Genomic DNA, 15,308 nt, shown 5'->3' with positions numbered 1-15,308 from the left:
CGACACAGCCGGATTCGCCAGCGCTTGACCACCCAAGATCACCAACAGAGTCACGGCATTGCCTCTAGGGCCTGTCTTCAAACTCCCGTCGTCGCCCGGAGGGCGGCCCCGAGGCGTCTGGTGCGTGCTCTCGGTGCGCCGGGTGCAAGGCCTCGTACTGGATGTACTTGGCCTTACGCCCGGTGCGGCGAGAGTGCGTGCCAGGCGTCGCGGGGCAGACGGGAGTTTGAAGACAGGCCCTAGGGCCCTGGGGCTACGCGCCGAGTACCGCGCGGAGCTGGTCGAGCCCCCAGTCCAGGTCCTCCTTGCTGATCACCAGGGGCGGGGCGATCCGGATCGTCGAACCGTGGGTGTCCTTGACGAGCACACCCCGCGCCATCAGTTTCTCCGAGATCTCCCGGCCCGTCCCGTGGGCCGGGTCGATGTCGACGCCGGCCCAGAGCCCGCGGCCCCGCACCTGGGCCACCTTGCCCGTACCGGTCAGCAGGCCCAGCTCGGCGTGCAGATGCTCGCCCAGCTCCGTGGCACGCTGCTGGAACTCCCCGCCGCGCAGCATCGCGATCACCTCGAGCCCCACCGCGCACGCGAGGGGATTGCCGCCGAACGTCGACCCGTGCTCGCCGGGCCGGAACACTCCGAGCACCGCCTTGCTCGACACGACCGCCGACACCGGTACGACGCCGCCTCCGAGCGCCTTGCCCAGCACGTACATGTCGGGCACCACACCCTCGTGCTCGCAGGCGAACGTCCGCCCCGTCCGCCCGAGACCCGACTGGATCTCGTCCGCGATGAACAGCACATCGCGTTCGCGCGTCAGCTCCCGCACCGCCGCGAGGTACCCGGCCGGCGGCACCAGCACCCCCGCCTCGCCCTGGATCGGCTCCAGCAGGACCGCCACCGTGTCCTCGGTGACCGCCTCCCGGAGAGCCGCCAGGTCGCCGTACGGGACGATGTCGAACCCCGGCGTGTAGGGCCCGAAGTCCGCCCGGGCCTCCGGGTCCGTGGAGAAGCTGACGATCGTCGTCGTCCGGCCGTGGAAGTTGTCGCCCGCGACCACGATCCGGGCCCGCCCGTCCGGCACCCCCTTGACCCGGTACCCCCACTTCCGGGCGGTCTTCACGGCGGTCTCCACCGCCTCCGCCCCCGTGTTCATCGGCAGCACCGTCTCCATGCCGCACAGCTCGGCGAGGCGCGTACAGAACTCGGCGAACCGGTCGTGGTGGAACGCCCTGGAGGTCAGGGTGACCCGCTCCAGCTGGGCCTGTGCGGCCTCGATGAGGCGCCGGTTCCCGTGCCCGAAGTTGAGCGCGGAGTACCCGGCGAGCATGTCCAGATAGCGGCGCCCCTCGACGTCCGTCATCCAGGCACCCTCCGCCGTGGCGATGACGACGGGAAGCGGGTGGTAGTTGTGCGCGCTGTGCTCGTCGGAGGCGGCGATCAGGTCCTGCGTCGCGGCACCTGGGTCCTCGGCGGTGTGGGCGGGAGTCACAGAAGTCACGGGATCTCCGTTCTTACGGCTCTGAGAGCTTTGCGGCTCTTACGGCGTGAGACGGGTTTGCGGCCCTTTCCTATCGTCGCTCGCATCATGGACGCGGAAACCTCCGGCCCCGGCTTGGCCGGTACTGTGATGACAGGGCCGTGACTGGCGCGCTGGGATGGGACCGACCATCGGGGAGCGGCCCGCGAACTGTGTGCCGTGCGCCTGGGCCGAACCGTGTACCGCCCCGTACGCCCGACTCTGCTCGGGCCGGGGAGAACCCGTCCCGGAGGTCCGCCATGTCAGAGCCCACCCCTTCTTCTTCCTCCCTGTCCACCGAGTCCGTCGCTTTCCGTAGCGCCCTCGACGTGATCCGGAGCGTGGAGCCCCGGGTCGCCGACGCCATCGGCCAGGAGATCGCCGACCAGCGCGAGATGCTCAAGCTGATCGCCAGCGAGAACTACGCGTCCCCGGCCACGCTGCTGGCGATGGGCAACTGGTTCAGCGACAAATACGCCGAGGGCACCGTCGGCCGCCGCTTCTACGCGGGCTGCCGCAACGTCGACACCGTCGAGTCCCTTGCCGCCGAACACGCCCGCGAGCTCTTCGGCGCCCAGCACGCGTACGTCCAGCCGCACTCCGGCATCGACGCCAACCTGGTCGCCTTCTGGGCCGTCCTCGCGGACCGCGTCGAGGCCCCCGCCCTGCGGCGCGCCGGTGTGCGCAACGTCAACGACCTGTCCGAGGCCGACTGGGCCGAGCTGCGGCAGGCCTTCGGCAACCAGCGCATGCTCGGCATGTCCCTGGACGCCGGCGGCCACCTCACCCACGGGTTCCGGCCCAACATCTCCGGCAAGATGTTCGACCAGCGCAGCTACGGCACCGACCCGGCGACCGGCCTCCTGGACTACGAGGCGCTGCGTGCCACGGCCCGCGAGTTCAAGCCGATGATCATCGTCGCCGGATACTCGGCCTATCCGCGACTGGTGAACTTCCGCATCATGCGGGAGATCGCCGACGAGGTCGGGGCGACGCTGATGGTGGACATGGCGCACTTCGCCGGCCTCGTCGCCGGCAAGGTCCTCACCGGGGACTTCGACCCGGTGCCCCACGCCCAGATCGTCACCACGACCACCCACAAGTCGCTGCGCGGCCCGCGTGGCGGCATGGTCCTGTGCGACGACTCACTCGCCGACCAGGTCGACCGCGGCTGCCCGATGGTGCTCGGCGGGCCGCTGCCGCACGTCATGGCGGCCAAGGCCGTCGCTCTCGCCGAGGCCCGCCGCCCCGACTTCCGCGGCTACGCCCAGGCCGTCGTCGACAACGCCCGCGCCCTCGCCGAGGGCCTCACCCGGCGCGGCGCCACCCTGGTCACCGGCGGTACGGACAACCACCTCAACCTGATCGATGTCGCCACTTCCTACGGTCTGACCGGCCGCCAGGCCGAGTCCGCACTGCTCGACTCCGGCATCGTCACCAACCGCAACGCCATCCCCGCCGACCCGAACGGCGCCTGGTACACCTCCGGCATCCGTATCGGCACCCCGGCCCTCACCACCCGCGGTCTGGGCGCGGGCGAGATGGACGAGATCGCGGCGCTCATCGACCGCGTCCTCACGGCCACCACGCCCGGCACCACCAGCAAGGGCGCCACCTCCAAGGCCCAGCACGTCCTGGAGGCCAAGGTCTCCGACGAGGTCTCCCACCGGGCCGCCGACCTGCTCGCGGGCTTCCCGCTCTACCCGGCCGTCGACCTCACCTGAGCCGTGACCGCCGCCTCCGGAGGGGCTTGTCCCGGACGGAGGCGGCGCCTGGGGCCGAGCAAGGAGAGACACCTGAGAGAATGAGGGGTATGGCCTCTGACAGTCCCCGCGTGCTCTCCGGTATCCAGCCCACCGCAGGCTCGTTCCACCTCGGCAACTACCTCGGCGCCGTCCGCCAGTGGGTGGCGCTGCAGGAGTCTCACGACGCCTTCTACATGGTGGTCGACCTGCATGCGATCACGGTTCCGCAGGATCCGATGGAGCTGCGGGCGAACACCCGGCTCGCCGCCGCCCAGCTGCTGGCCGCCGGCCTCGATCCGGACCGCTGCACGCTGTTCGTCCAGAGCCATGTTCCCGAGCACGCCCAGCTCGGCTGGGTCATGAACTGCCTCGCCGGGTTCGGCGAGGCGAGCCGCATGACCCAGTTCAAGGACAAGTCCGCCAAGCAGGGTGCGGACCGTGCCACGGTCGGCCTCTTCACGTACCCGATCCTCCAGGTCGCGGACATCCTCCTCTACCAGGCCAACCAGGTTCCGGTCGGTGAGGACCAGCGCCAGCACATCGAGCTGACGCGCGACCTCGCCGAGCGCTTCAACGGCCGCTTCGGGGAGACCTTCACGATCCCGGCGCCGTACATCCTGAAGGAAACGGCCAAGATCTACGACCTTCAGGACCCGTCGATCAAGATGAGCAAGTCGGCATCGACCCCCAAGGGGCTCATCAACCTCCTCGACGAGCCGAAGGCCACCGCCAAGAAGGTGAAGAGCGCGGTCACCGACACCGACACCGTGATCCGCTACGACGCGGAGAAGAAGCCGGGCGTCAGCAACCTGCTCACCATCTACTCCACCCTCACCGGCGCCGGTATTCCGGAACTGGAGCAGAAGTACGAGGGCAAGATGTACGGTGCGCTCAAGACGGACCTGGCTGAGGTCATGGTGGATTTCGTGACGCCGTTCCGGACCCGTACCCAGGAGTACCTGGACGACCCGGAGACGCTCGACTCGCTCCTGGCCAAGGGCGCGGAGAAGGCTCGAGCCGTCGCCGCCGAGACCCTGTCCCAGGCGTACGAGAAGGTCGGCTTCCTGCCCGCCAAGCACTGAACCCGGACCGGCGCACGTCCCGCCCGCATGCCCATCACACGACGACAGGAGTACGACGTGGGGACCGTAACGATCGGTGTTTCGATCGCGGTCCCGGAGCCTCACGGCAGCTTGCTTCAGGAGCGGCGTGCGGGCTTCGGTGACCCCGCAGCACACGGTATTCCCACGCACATCACGCTGCTCCCGCCGACCGAGGTGGGAGCGGAGGACCTGTCGGCGATCGAGGAGCATCTGGCGGAGGTCGCGGGCTCCGGACGGCCCTTCCCGATGCGCCTCTCGGGGACGGGGACCTTCCGTCCGCTGTCACCCGTCGTGTTCGTGCAGGTCGTCGAGGGTGCCGAGGCGTGCACCTGGCTGCAGAAGCAGGTGCGCGACGCCTCGGGGCCCGTCGCGCGCGAGCTGCAGTTCCCGTACCACCCGCATGTCACCGTGGCGCACGGCATCGCCGAGGAGGCTATGGACCACGCCTTCGAAGCGCTCGCCGACTACGAAGCGGCGTGGCCGTGCAACGGCTTCGCCCTCTACGAGCAGGGCGCTGACGGCATCTGGCGCAAGCTGAGGGACTTCACCTTTCAAAAGCCCACGCTTCCCGCCCAGGGGCCCGACCGCGCGAAGCGCGGACGCCGGCAGCCGGCGCGCTGACCCGGGCCGCACGCCGCGCCACTGCGGGTCAGACGGGGAGCCTGCGGAACAGCGGCCGCGGTACGTGCCGCAGCGCCGACATGACCATCCGTAGCGTTCCGGGCACCCACACCGTCTCCGACCGGCGTCGCAGCCCTGTCTCGACGGCCAGTGCCACCGCCTCCGGCGTCGTCGCCATCGGGGCTTCGGCCAGGCCCGCCGTCATCTTCGACCGCACGAAGCCAGGGCGGACGATCATGACGTGCACTCCCGTGCCGTGCAGGGCGTCTCCCAGCCCCTGGGCGAAGGCGTCGAGTCCCGCCTTGCTCGACCCGTAGATGAAGTTGGCGCGGCGGGCCCGCTCGCCCGCGACCGACGAGAGCACGACCAGCGAGCCGTGCCCTTGGGCCTGCAGAGCCCGTGCGCAGATCAGACCTGCCGAGACGGCGCCGGTGTAGTTGGTCTGCGCGACGCGTACCGCCGCCATCGGCTCGCCTTCGTCGCGGGCCTGGTCGCCGAGGATGCCGAAAGCCAGCAGCACCATGTCGATGTCGCCTTCGGCGAAGACCTTGCCGAGTGCTTCCTCGTGGGACTCCGAGTCCAGGGCGTCGAACGAGACGGTACGAGCATCCGCCCCCAGGTCGCGCAGGTGGGCCGCGGCGCTTTCGAGGGCGGGGGACGGACGGCCCGCGAGCCACACGGTGCGGGTGCGCCGTGCGACGAGCCGGCGGGCCGTCGCGAGCGCGATCTCGGACGTGCCGCCGAGGATGAGCAGGGACTGGGGGGTGCCGAAGGCGTCCTTCATGAAAACCGAACTCCAATGAGCCAGGACCGGTTGGCGGTGTGCGGATACTTTCGCGGGTCACAGCGCGAAATGGCTGCTTTTGTGGCCGCGGCTCACAGACTCAGTCGCCGCGACAGATCGGAACGGAAAACGCCTCGCGGATCCATCCGTGCCCGCAAGGAGCGGAACTCCTCCAGCCGCGGATACATGGCGGAGAGGAGCTCGGGGCGCAGCCGGGAGTCCTTGGCGAGATAGATGCGCCCGTCCGCGGCGGCCACCTCCTCGTCGAGTTCATCGAGGAACGGGCCGAGTTCCGGAAGATTCGCGGGAATGTCGAGCGCGAGGGTCCAGCCCGGCATGGGAAAAGAGAGCCAGCCGGGGTCCCCGCCCCCGAAGCGCTTGAGCACCGCGAGGAAAGAAGGGCACCCGCGGTCCGAAATGCGCTGCACGATCCGGCGGAGGGATTCTTCTTTTCCGTATCCGACGACGAACTGATACTGCACGAAACCGCTGCGCCCATAAACGCGGTTCCAGTGCGGGACCCCGTCGAGGGGGTGAAAGAACGTCGAAAGCTTCTGGATCTCGCCGACGCGGGATTTCGGTGCCCTGCGATACCACAGCTCATTGAAGAGACCGACGGTCGTCCGGCCCAGCAGGCCTTCCGGGAGGAAGGAAGGGGCGGAGGGCAGCCGGCCCGGACGGAAGGCCAGCGGGGCACGGCGCGCGCGGGCGGGCAGGGCGTCCAGCGGAGCGTGGTCCCCGCGGGTCAGGACGGAGCGGCCCATCGCGGCTCCGCGGGCCAGCAGATCGATCCAGGCGACCGAGTACCGGTAGCGGTCATCGGTGGCGGTGAGGCGGGCCATCAGATCGTCCAGGTCCGTGGCGCGTTCGGTGTCGACGGACATCAACGAGCTCTCGACGCGCTGAAGTTGCACCGTCGCCGTGAGGATGACCCCGGTCAGTCCCATGCCGCCGGCCGTGGCGTCGAAGAGGTCGGTGCCGCGCTCGACGATCCGGATCTCGCCGTCGGCGGTGAGGAGTTCCAGCGCGAGGACGTGGCGCGAGAAGGACCCGGAGACGTGGTGGTTCTTGCCGTGGATGTCGGCGCCGATGGCGCCGCCGACCGTGACATAGCGCGTGCCCGGGGTCACCGGGACGAACCAGCCGAGAGGAAGGAGCACGTCCATCAGCCGGTGGAGCGAGATTCCCGCGTCGCACAGCACGGTGCCGCCGGCGGCGTCGATGGCGTGGATCTGGTTCAGGCCGGTCATGTCCAGGACGGCGCCGCCCGCGTTCTGTGCCGCGTCTCCGTAGGCGCGCCCCAGACCACGCGCGACGCAGCCACGACGGCCGGGAGCGGCGCTCTCCCGGAGGGTTGCCACGGCCTCCTCGTAGGAGCGGGGCCGCACGAGATACGCGGAGGTGGGGGCCGTACGACCCCAGCCGGTGATGGGCACGGTGTCGTACCCCGGGGCAGCGGGGGTGGTTACGGGATCGGCAGCCATGTGCGCGACGGTATCGCCCGAAGAAGGGAGATTAACCCTAAACCAACCTAATCCTCACCGAAATGGGTGATTAAGTGGGTGTCATCTTATTTTGACCCAGAGATAGGTGTTTTTGGATTCAAAGTGAGCCACATGGACGACATGGATCGCCGATTGCTGTCGGCACTTCGCGACTGTGGCACCGACCGGCGTGTGGCAGCGGCGGCGCGGGCGCTGTCCTGGGCCGGTGAACACGGGGCCCTCTGGCTGGCGGCCGGCCTGGTGGGAGCCGTGGCCGACCGTGAGCGCAGGGCGGCGTGGCTGCGCGGGACGGCTCTCACCGCAGGGGCGCATCTGGCCAGCATGGGCGTGAAGCGGGTGGTACGCAGGCCGAGACCGGTCGCGGAGACGGGCGCCGAGCCCCTGGTGCGGACAGCGGGGAGGCACTCGTTCCCCAGCTCGCACGCGACGTCGGCGGCTGCGGCGACGGTCGCCTACGGGGCGTTGGGGCCGGCGGGGGCGCGTCTGGTGCCGCCACTGGCTGCCGCGGTGTGCGTCTCGCGGATGGTCGTCGGTGTGCACTACCCCTCCGACGTCGCGGCGGGTGCGGCGCTGGGCGCGCTCACGGCCCGGCTCGGGGCGCGCTGGATGGCCGGGGGTGCGACGCGGTGACGGAACACACGGAGCCCGTGGAGCGGGCCGAGCAGCCGCACGCAGGAGCGGAAGACACAGGAGGGACGGACGAGCCGGACGTCCGTGAGGGCGGCGCAGTCGGCACAGCGGTGCTGGAGCGGCCCCAGCGACAGGCATCGGTGGTGAGGAGCGCGACACCGCTCGGGTTGCCGGCCGGGCTGGTCAGGACGGCGCGGCCCAGACAGTGGGTGAAGAACATCCTGGTGGTGGCCGCGCCCGCGGCGGCGGGGGAGTTGTTCGCGCGGCATGCCCTGGGGCAACTGGCAGTGGTTTTCGTGCTGTTCACGGCGGCGGCCTCGGCGGTGTACCTGATCAATGACGCGCGGGACGCCGAGGCGGACCGGGCGCACCCGGTGAAGCGGAACCGGCCCGTGGCGGCGGGGCTGGTCCCGGTGCCGGTCGCGTATGCCGTCGGCGGGTCGCTGGCCGTGCTCGCGCCGGTCGCCGCCGCGGTGCTGTGCAATCCGGTGACCGCGGCGTTGCTGACCGCCTATGTCGGGATGCAGTTGGCGTACTGCGTCAGCCTCAAGCATGTGCTGGTCGTCGACCTGATCGTGGTGACCACCGGGTTCCTGATGCGGGCGATGATCGGCGGGCTCGCGCTCGGGATCCCGCTGTCGCGCTGGTTCCTGATCACCACCGGATTCGGCGCGCTGTTCATGGTCTCGGCCAAGCGGTACTCCGAGGCGGTGCAGATGGGTGGCAGGGCAGGGGCGACGAGGGCGCTCCTGACCGAGTACACGACCGGCTACCTGCGGTTCGTCTGGCAGCTGGCCGCAGGGGTGGCCGTGCTCGCCTACTGCCTGTGGGCGATGGAGGAAGGGGGCGTCGCGCGCAGCAGCTTGTTGCCGTGGCGGCAGTTGTCGATGGTGGCGTTCATCGTCGCGGTCCTCAGATACGCGGTCTTCGCCGACCGGGGCACGGCGGGGGAGCCGGAGGACGTGGTGCTGCGGGATCGCGCGCTGGCCGTGATCGGGCTCGTGTGGCTCGCGATGTACGGGCTCGCGGTCGCGGACTGGTGACGGGCGCGGGCGCGGAGCGAGTGAGGAAGGGAGCCGGGGGCATGGGGGCGCGGGTGCGGGAGCTGGGTCCCGAGCTGGTGGGATTCGCGGCGGCGGGAGTGTGTGCGTACGCCGTCGACCTGGGGCTCTTTGTGTGGTTGCGCGGGCCGGTCGGCCTGGATCCGCTCTCCGCGAAGGCGCTGTCGTTTGTGGCCGGTTGCTCGGTGGCGTACGTGGGGAACGCGCTGGGAACGTACCGAAAAAGGACGAACGGGGTGTCGCGGCTGCGGCAGTACGGGGTCTTCTTCGCGGTGAACGCGGCCGGGGCGCTGGTGCAGTTGATGTGCCTCGCGGTGTCGCACTACGTCCTGGGGCTCACCTCGCCGCGGGCGGACACGGTGTCGGGGGCCGGGGTGGGGATGGTCCTGGCCACGGTGGTGCGGTTCTGGGGTACTCGGACCCTGGCCTTCGGTGCGAGACCGAGTGTGGGGCCGGCCGGCGAAAGGCCGGCCGCGGCGAGACCGGTCGAACCGGTCGATCAGGGCAGGCTGAGATCATGGACTGGCTGAAGAAACTCCCCGTTGTCGGGCCGCTGGTCGTCCGGTTGATGCGGACCCATGCCTGGGGTGCCTACGAGCGGCTCGACGAGGTGCACTGGACGCGGCTGGCGGCGGCGATGACCTTCATCAGCTTCCTGGCACTGTTTCCGCTGATCACGGTGGCCGCCGCGGTCGCGGCCGGCACGCTCGGGGCCGATCAGCAGCGGAAGCTCGAGTCGAGGATCAGCGACCAGGTACCGGGTATCGCGGATCAGCTGGATCTCGGGGCGCTGATCGACAACGCGGGGACGATCGGGGTCGTGGCCGGAGCGTTGCTGCTGTTCACCGGTGTCGGCTGGGTCGGATCGATGCGGGAGTGTCTTCGGACCGTGTGGGAGCTGCCGGACAGCGACGAGAACCCGGTCCTGCGCAAGCTCAGGGATGCGGGTGTGCTGGTGGGGCTCGGGGGTGCGGGGCTCGCTTCGCTGGTGGCGTCGACCGTGGCGTCCACGGCGGTGGAATGGACCGCGGATCAGTTGGGGCTCGACAGCGCGGGGTGGGGCGAGGCGCTGCTACAGGTTCTGGCGTTCGCGATCGCGGTGCTGGCGGACTTCCTGCTGCTGCTGTACGTGCTGACGTTGCTGCCCGGGGTGCAGCCGCCGCGGCGGGATCTGGTCACGGCGGCGTTGATCGGGGCGGCCGGGTTCGAGCTGCTGAAGATGCTGCTCGGCGGCTATATGAAGGGCGTGGCGGCGAAGAGCATGTACGGGGCGTTCGGTACACCGGTCGCGTTGCTGCTGTGGATCAACTTCACGGCGAAGCTGGTGCTCTTCTGCTCGGCGTGGACCGCGACGGGGCGCGCTGCCGCGCGGGGGCGGGAGGAGAGGGACACCGAGCGCGTCGGAGAGCTGACGGGTGGGCCCGGGTAGGGCGAGGGAGCCCGACCCGGCCCACGGAACATCAGGGCTTGGTGCGCAGGGGCCACTTCTTGCGGACCGCGAAGGCCGCGGCGGCCAGGACCGCGAGGACGCCCGCGGTGATGGCCAGGGCGATGCCGACGCCGCCGGAGCCGTGCGTGGAGACCGCGGCGTGGGCGGCGGGCTTGGCGGGGCCCGCGTCGCCCTGGGGGCTGGCCGTGCCGGTGGCGTCGGAGGTGGCGCCCTTCGGCGGGACGAGGGTGCCGACCGGGGTGACCTTGCCGTCGGCCTGGAAGCCCCAGTCGAGGAGGCGGGCGGTCTCCTTGTAGACCGCGTGGCTCTCCTTCGCGTCGGGGCTCATGACGGTGACGAGGAGGACCTTGTTGTCGCGTTCGGCGACGCCGGTGAAGGTGGCGCCGGCATTGGTGGTGTTGCCGTTCTTGACGCCCGCGATGCCCTGGTAGGCGTCGAGGCCCACGTCGCCGGTGAGGAGACGGTTGGTGTTCTGGATCTCGAAGCGGCTGGTCGTCTTCCCCTTCTTCTGCTCCTTGGGGAACTTGGCGTCGGCAGTGGACGCGTACTCGCGGAAGTCCGCCTTCTGCAGGCCGGAGCGGGCGAACAGGGTGAGGTCGTAGGCGGAGGAGTGCTGGCCGGGGGCGTCGTAGCCGTCGGGGCTGACGACGTGGGTGTCGTTGGCCTGCAGTTCCTCGGCGTGGGCCTGCATGTCCTTGACGGTCTGCGGGACGCCGTGGTTCATGGCGGACAGGACGTGGACGGCGTCGTTGCCGGAGCGCAGGAAGACGCCGAGCCACAGGTCGTGGACGGTGTAGGTGAAGTTCTCCTTGACGCCGACGAGGCTGGAGCCCGCGCCCATGCCGGCCAGGTCGGAGGGGATGACCTTGTGCGTCGTGGTCTTCGGGAACTTGGGGAGGAGCGTGTCCGCGAAGAGCATCTTGAGGGTGCTGGCGGGGGGAAGCTGCCAGTGCGCGTTGTGCGAGGCGAGCACTGCGCCGGACTCGGCGTCCGTGACGATCCAGGACTTCGCGGTCAGGTCCTTCGGCAGGACGGGGGCGCCGGTCCCCAGCTTGACCTGGGTGCCCGGCTTGCCGAGCAGTTCGCCGCCGATGGTCGACATGTTGGCCGGGGGACCGGCCTTGTTCGCGGAGCCCTTGGTCGGCTTGGCGTCCGGCTTGTCCGCGGCGGCCGCGGGCAGTGCGGCCGTCAGCGACAGGGCGGAGACCGTGAGCAGGACCGCGGAAGCCGTGAGCAGCGTGGAGCGCAGCGGGCCGTTCGCGCGCGCGGGCTGTGCGGACTTCTTCATGTATGACTTGTGCGACTTGTACGACGCATGGGAGGCAGGCACGGTCGAGAACGTACATGTACCCGGCCCGTAAGTCTCCGCCGAGGTGTTCTGTGTCCCTTCGGCCCCACCCCGGCGGCGGCGCGCGAAGGCGGCTGGCGATACTGAGGGTATGAAGCTCAGCCGTCCCGTCTCCTGGTTCCTGCTCGCCTTCGGGGTGTGGAGCTGGATCATCTGGATCACTTTCGTCAAGAACCTGTGGAAGGACGGCAGCGGCCTCGCCTTCGACGATGCCGGTGACCCGACGGCGTACTTCTTCGTGCATCTGACGCTCGCCGTCGTCTCCTTTGTCTTGGGGACGGTGGTAGGAGGCATCGGGTTCCGCGGAGTGCGTGCTCTGCGGCGGACTTCATAGCGGACTTCACACTTCACAGGCGAAACGGGCGGTCGGGGTCGTGGTCGTTGTCTTTGTGCTGGTCGCCGTCGCCGTGCTCGCGGTGTTCGCGGGACTGCACTATTACGCGTGGCGCCGCCTGGTGCGGGACACGACGGCGGGGCCCGGGTGGCCGAGGCGCCTGGGCACGGTGGTGTTCGTGGCGGGGCCGGTGCTGATGTTCGCGGCGGTGGCCGCGGAGCAGGCCGGCGCGCCCTTCCTGGTGCAGCAAGTCCTGGCGTGGCCGGGGTTCCTGTGGATGGCGTTCGCGCTCTATCTGCTGCTCGCGTTGCTGGTGGGGGAGGTGGTGCGGCCGCTGCTGCGGCGCGTGCTCGACCGCGAGGCGCCCCCGCCCGCGGGGACGGAGAACACAACCGCCACAGACACCCCGGCCGAAACCCCGCCCGCGGCAGCCGAGTCCACCGCCTCCACACCCGCGCCCACACCCGCGCCCGCCCCCACCCGTCGGCTGCTCCTCGCCCGTTCTGTGGGAGCGGTGGCGACCGTCGCTGCTGTGGGAGTCGTCGGCAACGGCGCGTACGGCGTGCTGCGGGGGCCGAAGGTGAAGCGGGTCACCGTGCCGCTGGCCAGACTTCCGCGCGCGGCGCACGGGTTCAGGATCGCGGTGGTCAGCGACATCCACCTCGGGCCTGTGCTCGGGCGGGGCTTCGCCGAGCGCGTGGTGGAGACGATCAACTCCACGCAGCCGGACCTGATCGCGGTGGTCGGTGATCTGGTCGACGGGAGCGTGGAGGACCTCGCTCCCGCGGTCGCGCCGCTGGCGCGGCTGCGCGCACGGCACGGCACGTTCTTCGTCACGGGCAACCACGAGTACTTCTCGGGCGCCGACCCGTGGGTGGCGCACGTACGCGAGCTCGGGCTGCGCCCGCTGGAGAACGCCCGCGTCGAGATGGGCGCCTTCGACCTCGCCGGCGTCAACGACATCAGTGGCGAGAACTACGACGAGGGGCCCGACTACGCGAAGGCGCTCGGTGACCGCGACCGGTCCCGCGCGGCCGTCCTTCTCGCCCACCAGCCGGTGATGATCGACGAGGCGGTGCGGCACGGCGTCGACCTCCAGCTGTCCGGGCACACGCACGGCGGCCAGCTGTGGCCCGGCAACTTCATCGCCGACGCGGCCAATCCGACCCTCGCGGGCCTGGAGCGCTACGGCGACACCCAGCTCTACGTCAGCCGCGGCGCGGGGGCCTGGGGACCGCCGGTCCGGGTGGGCGCACCCTCGGACATCACGGTCGTCGAACTCGCCTCCCGGCAGGCCTGAAGCGCGGCGGACATCACGGGCGGCGGTATCCGTCCGATGAGGCGGGCTTGTTCCGGCTGTGGCGGCTCGGTTGGATATGACCGAATAGTGGGGTGGGGAATGTGAGCACAGTGACACGCACAGTTGCCTCGGCGCTGCATTATGTGTCGGATCTGTGTTCACGAAGTGGAGGAGGTGGCTACGTGTGTTGCGGCGCAGTGCGTTCAGACTGCCCCGACACCCGGCCTCGGTCGGGGTGGCGCGGTTGCGCGTGCGCGATCATCTGGCGGTCTGGGGCCATACGGAACCGGCCGACGCGCTCGACACCGCCATACTGCTCGTCTCCGAACTGGCGACGAACGCGGTACGGCACGGGCCCGCGCGTGAACGGGAGTTCGAGATCGCGGTGACGGTGCTCGCGGACGGGTCGTGCTTCATAGAGGTGTCCGACGAGTCCACGGCCGATCCCGAGATGAGACCGCCGCGCGCGCCCGACGACGAGAGCGGACGGGGTCTGCACCTGGTCGACGCGCTCGCCGAGGCGTGGGGTGTGTGGCACCGGGGCCGCTACGGCAAGACGGTCTGGGCGCTGGTGCGTTCCTGACCCCGGTCATTCTGGTGGTGCTCCGCGGAGCCGGGCCTTGCCCCCGCCCTCTCGATCCCGTACCGCAGGCCCTCTCGATCCCCCGCGCCCCCGGCGTTCCGGCTAACTCTTCCGGCGACGTCCCGACGGCTTCCCCCGGCGCCGCAGCGCGAGCAGGCTGCCGCCCGCCAGCGCCGCGACCGCCGCCGATCCGCCCAGCGCCCAGCCCTGGTCGTGTTCGGCGGGCCGCGGCGCGGACGAGGCGCCGGGCGCACCGGGCGCCGGTGACGACGAGGACGACTTCGGCTGTTCGCTCAGCGGTGTGACCAGCTCGCCGACCGCGCTCACCTTGCCGCTCGCCGCGAAACCCCAGTCGAGGAGCGCGACCGTCTCCTGATAGACCGCCTCGTACCCGGACTTGGGGTGCATGACGGTGACCAGGAGCGTGCGGCCGTCGCGGGTCGCGGCGCCGGTGAAGGTGTTGCCCGCGTGTGAGGTGTAGCCGTTCTTGACGCCGATGAGGCCCTCGTACGCGGCGATGCCCTGCCCCGTGAGGAGACGGTCCGTGTTCTGGATCTGGAACGTCTTGCCGTCGCCCGCCGGGAACTCGGCGACCTTCGTGGCGCAGTAGCCGCGGAAGTCGTCGTTCTTCAGTCCGGCCCGGGCGAAGAGCGTGAGGTCGTACGCCGACGACACCTGCCCCTTGTGGTCGAAGCCGTCCGGGCTGGCCACATGGGTGTCACCGGCCTGGAGGTCCTTCGCGCGGGCCTGCATCGCGGCGACGGTCTTGTCGACGCCGCCGTACATCGAGGCGAGCACATGAACGGCGTCGTTCCCGGAGCGCAGGAAGACGCCCTGCCACAACTGATGGACGGTGTACGTGGTTCCGGCCTGGATTCCGACGAGGCTGGAGCCCGCCGGGATGTCGGCCAGGTCCTCGGCCGTCACCCGGTGCCGTAGATCATGCGCGAACTGCGGCAGGACCGTGTCCGCGAACAGCATCTTCAGCGTCGACGCGGGCGGCAGCGACCGGTGAGCGCCGTAAGAGGCGAGCACGTCGCCGCTGTCGTTGTCGGCGACCAGCCACGCCTTCGCGGCGAGTTTCGGCAGCTTCGGCGCCCCCGCGCCGCGCCGCACCTGCACACCGGCCGCGGCCAGCCGCTCACCACCTATGGCGGAGGACGCGGCAGACGCGTGCGGCGCGGACAGGGCGAGGGAGGCGGCCGTACCGAGGCCCATGCCGAGGGCGCTGCGGCGGCTCATCTGCGGGCAGTTCGAGGATGCGGTGGTGCCGGGCATGCGGCGACCGTACCGGCCCAAGCCCAGGCAAAGAAAAGAGGGTCCCGCCC

The 15,308-nt window shown here is 70.4% G+C and carries 15 protein-coding genes and 1 riboswitch; of the genes, 10 read left to right on the top strand and 5 right to left on the bottom strand.

Annotation, left to right across the window (positions count from 1 at the left end; genetic code table 11):
• Nucleotides 1–253: 253 nt before the first annotated feature.
• On the bottom strand, nt 254–1,489 hold the full coding sequence (gene rocD, locus ABD366_RS24355; RefSeq protein ID WP_411293905.1) for an ornithine--oxo-acid transaminase: 1,236 nt from the start codon (nt 1,487–1,489) through the stop codon (nt 254–256).
• A 139-nt stretch (nt 1,490–1,628) separates the two neighbouring features.
• Nucleotides 1,629–1,715, top strand: a riboswitch (ZMP/ZTP riboswitch).
• A 61-nt stretch (nt 1,716–1,776) separates the two neighbouring features.
• On the opposite strand from rocD, the gene ABD366_RS24350 reads away from it, so the two are divergent.
• The 3 genes from ABD366_RS24350 (at nt 1,777) to ABD366_RS24340 (ending at nt 4,985) form a co-directional block, all read left to right on the top strand.
• The gene (locus ABD366_RS24350; RefSeq protein WP_324776772.1) at nt 1,777–3,240 is read left to right on the top strand and encodes a glycine hydroxymethyltransferase; all 1,464 of its coding nucleotides are present in this window, start codon (nt 1,777–1,779) and stop codon (nt 3,238–3,240) included.
• A gap of 89 nt (nt 3,241–3,329) precedes the next feature.
• The gene (trpS, locus tag ABD366_RS24345; protein ID WP_324776774.1) at nt 3,330–4,343 is read left to right on the top strand and encodes a tryptophan--tRNA ligase; all 1,014 of its coding nucleotides are present in this window, start codon (nt 3,330–3,332) and stop codon (nt 4,341–4,343) included.
• Between the two features lie 57 nt (nt 4,344–4,400).
• The gene (locus ABD366_RS24340; protein WP_324776776.1) at nt 4,401–4,985 is read left to right on the top strand and encodes a 2'-5' RNA ligase family protein; all 585 of its coding nucleotides are present in this window, start codon (nt 4,401–4,403) and stop codon (nt 4,983–4,985) included.
• 28 nt (nt 4,986–5,013) lie between these two features.
• Here ABD366_RS24340 and dprE2 read toward each other — a convergent pair whose 3' ends face one another.
• On the bottom strand, nt 5,014–5,769 hold the full coding sequence (gene dprE2, locus ABD366_RS24335; protein WP_324776778.1) for a decaprenylphospho-beta-D-erythro-pentofuranosid-2-ulose 2-reductase: 756 nt from the start codon (nt 5,767–5,769) through the stop codon (nt 5,014–5,016).
• Between the two features lie 92 nt (nt 5,770–5,861).
• Nucleotides 5,862–7,253: a decaprenylphosphoryl-beta-D-ribose oxidase gene (gene dprE1 / locus ABD366_RS24330; protein ID WP_324776780.1), complete on the bottom strand. Its 1,392-nt coding sequence runs from the start codon at nt 7,251–7,253 to the stop codon at nt 5,862–5,864.
• A gap of 132 nt (nt 7,254–7,385) precedes the next feature.
• Here dprE1 and ABD366_RS24325 point away from each other — a divergent pair, with 132 nt between their 5' ends.
• The 4 genes from ABD366_RS24325 (at nt 7,386) to ABD366_RS24310 (ending at nt 10,394) form a co-directional block, all read left to right on the top strand.
• Nucleotides 7,386–7,904, top strand: coding sequence for a phosphatase PAP2 family protein (locus ABD366_RS24325; protein ID WP_324776782.1), 519 nt, complete (start codon nt 7,386–7,388; stop codon nt 7,902–7,904).
• 110 nt (nt 7,905–8,014) lie between these two features.
• On the top strand, nt 8,015–8,947 hold the full coding sequence (locus ABD366_RS24320; protein ID WP_411293906.1) for a decaprenyl-phosphate phosphoribosyltransferase: 933 nt from the start codon (nt 8,015–8,017) through the stop codon (nt 8,945–8,947).
• 41 nt (nt 8,948–8,988) lie between these two features.
• Complete coding sequence (locus ABD366_RS24315; protein ID WP_324776784.1) at nt 8,989–9,495, top strand: GtrA family protein; 507 nt, start codon at nt 8,989–8,991, stop codon at nt 9,493–9,495.
• A complete protein-coding gene (locus ABD366_RS24310) occupies nt 9,483–10,394 on the top strand; it encodes a YihY/virulence factor BrkB family protein (RefSeq protein ID WP_324776786.1) in 912 nt (303 codons plus the stop codon). Before ABD366_RS24315 ends, ABD366_RS24310 begins: the two co-directional genes overlap by 13 nt.
• Before the next feature lie 31 nt (nt 10,395–10,425).
• Here ABD366_RS24310 and ABD366_RS24305 read toward each other — a convergent pair whose 3' ends face one another.
• Nucleotides 10,426–11,703, bottom strand: coding sequence for a D-alanyl-D-alanine carboxypeptidase family protein (locus ABD366_RS24305; RefSeq protein WP_324776827.1), 1,278 nt, complete (start codon nt 11,701–11,703; stop codon nt 10,426–10,428).
• 151 nt (nt 11,704–11,854) lie between these two features.
• Here ABD366_RS24305 and ABD366_RS24300 point away from each other — a divergent pair, with 151 nt between their 5' ends.
• The 3 genes from ABD366_RS24300 (at nt 11,855) to ABD366_RS24290 (ending at nt 13,980) form a co-directional block, all read left to right on the top strand.
• The gene (locus ABD366_RS24300; RefSeq protein ID WP_324776788.1) at nt 11,855–12,097 is read left to right on the top strand and encodes an SCO4848 family membrane protein; all 243 of its coding nucleotides are present in this window, start codon (nt 11,855–11,857) and stop codon (nt 12,095–12,097) included.
• Between the two features lie 40 nt (nt 12,098–12,137).
• Nucleotides 12,138–13,397, top strand: a complete 1,260-nt coding sequence (locus tag ABD366_RS24295; RefSeq protein WP_324776790.1) for a metallophosphoesterase — start codon at nt 12,138–12,140, stop codon at nt 13,395–13,397.
• Nucleotides 13,398–13,581: 184 nt separating this feature from the next.
• Nucleotides 13,582–13,980, top strand: coding sequence for an ATP-binding protein (locus ABD366_RS24290; protein ID WP_324776792.1), 399 nt, complete (start codon nt 13,582–13,584; stop codon nt 13,978–13,980).
• A gap of 102 nt (nt 13,981–14,082) precedes the next feature.
• On the opposite strand, the gene ABD366_RS24285 is transcribed toward ABD366_RS24290, so the two are convergent.
• Nucleotides 14,083–15,258 (bottom strand): D-alanyl-D-alanine carboxypeptidase family protein, encoded by a 1,176-nt coding sequence (locus ABD366_RS24285; RefSeq protein ID WP_324776794.1) that lies wholly within the window; start codon nt 15,256–15,258, stop codon nt 14,083–14,085.
• Nucleotides 15,259–15,308 lie beyond the last annotated feature (50 nt).

The organism is Streptomyces kunmingensis, from assembly GCF_039533535.1.
GTDB classification, from domain to species: domain Bacteria; phylum Actinomycetota; class Actinomycetes; order Streptomycetales; family Streptomycetaceae; genus Streptomyces; species Streptomyces kunmingensis.
This window is presented reverse-complemented; position numbering and strand designations above follow the sequence as displayed.

What these genes read in the sequence shown, in the direction of transcription:
- ABD366_RS24350 (WP_324776772.1), top strand. Translation starts at nt 1,777, where the DNA reads ATGTCAGAGCCCACCCCTTCTTCTTCCTCCCTGTCCACCGAGTCCGTC.
- trpS (WP_324776774.1), top strand. Translation starts at nt 3,330, where the DNA reads ATGGCCTCTGACAGTCCCCGCGTGCTCTCCGGTATCCAGCCCACCGCA.
- dprE2 (WP_324776778.1), bottom strand. Translation starts at nt 5,769, where the DNA reads ATGAAGGACGCCTTCGGCACCCCCCAGTCCCTGCTCATCCTCGGCGGC.
- dprE1 (WP_324776780.1), bottom strand. Translation starts at nt 7,253, where the DNA reads ATGGCTGCCGATCCCGTAACCACCCCCGCTGCCCCGGGGTACGACACC.
- ABD366_RS24325 (WP_324776782.1), top strand. Translation starts at nt 7,386, where the DNA reads ATGGACGACATGGATCGCCGATTGCTGTCGGCACTTCGCGACTGTGGC.
- ABD366_RS24315 (WP_324776784.1), top strand. Translation starts at nt 8,989, where the DNA reads ATGGGGGCGCGGGTGCGGGAGCTGGGTCCCGAGCTGGTGGGATTCGCG.
- ABD366_RS24310 (WP_324776786.1), top strand. Translation starts at nt 9,483, where the DNA reads ATGGACTGGCTGAAGAAACTCCCCGTTGTCGGGCCGCTGGTCGTCCGG.
- ABD366_RS24305 (WP_324776827.1), bottom strand. Translation starts at nt 11,703, where the DNA reads ATGAAGAAGTCCGCACAGCCCGCGCGCGCGAACGGCCCGCTGCGCTCC.
- ABD366_RS24300 (WP_324776788.1), top strand. Translation starts at nt 11,855, where the DNA reads ATGAAGCTCAGCCGTCCCGTCTCCTGGTTCCTGCTCGCCTTCGGGGTG.
- ABD366_RS24285 (WP_324776794.1), bottom strand. Translation starts at nt 15,258, where the DNA reads ATGCCCGGCACCACCGCATCCTCGAACTGCCCGCAGATGAGCCGCCGC.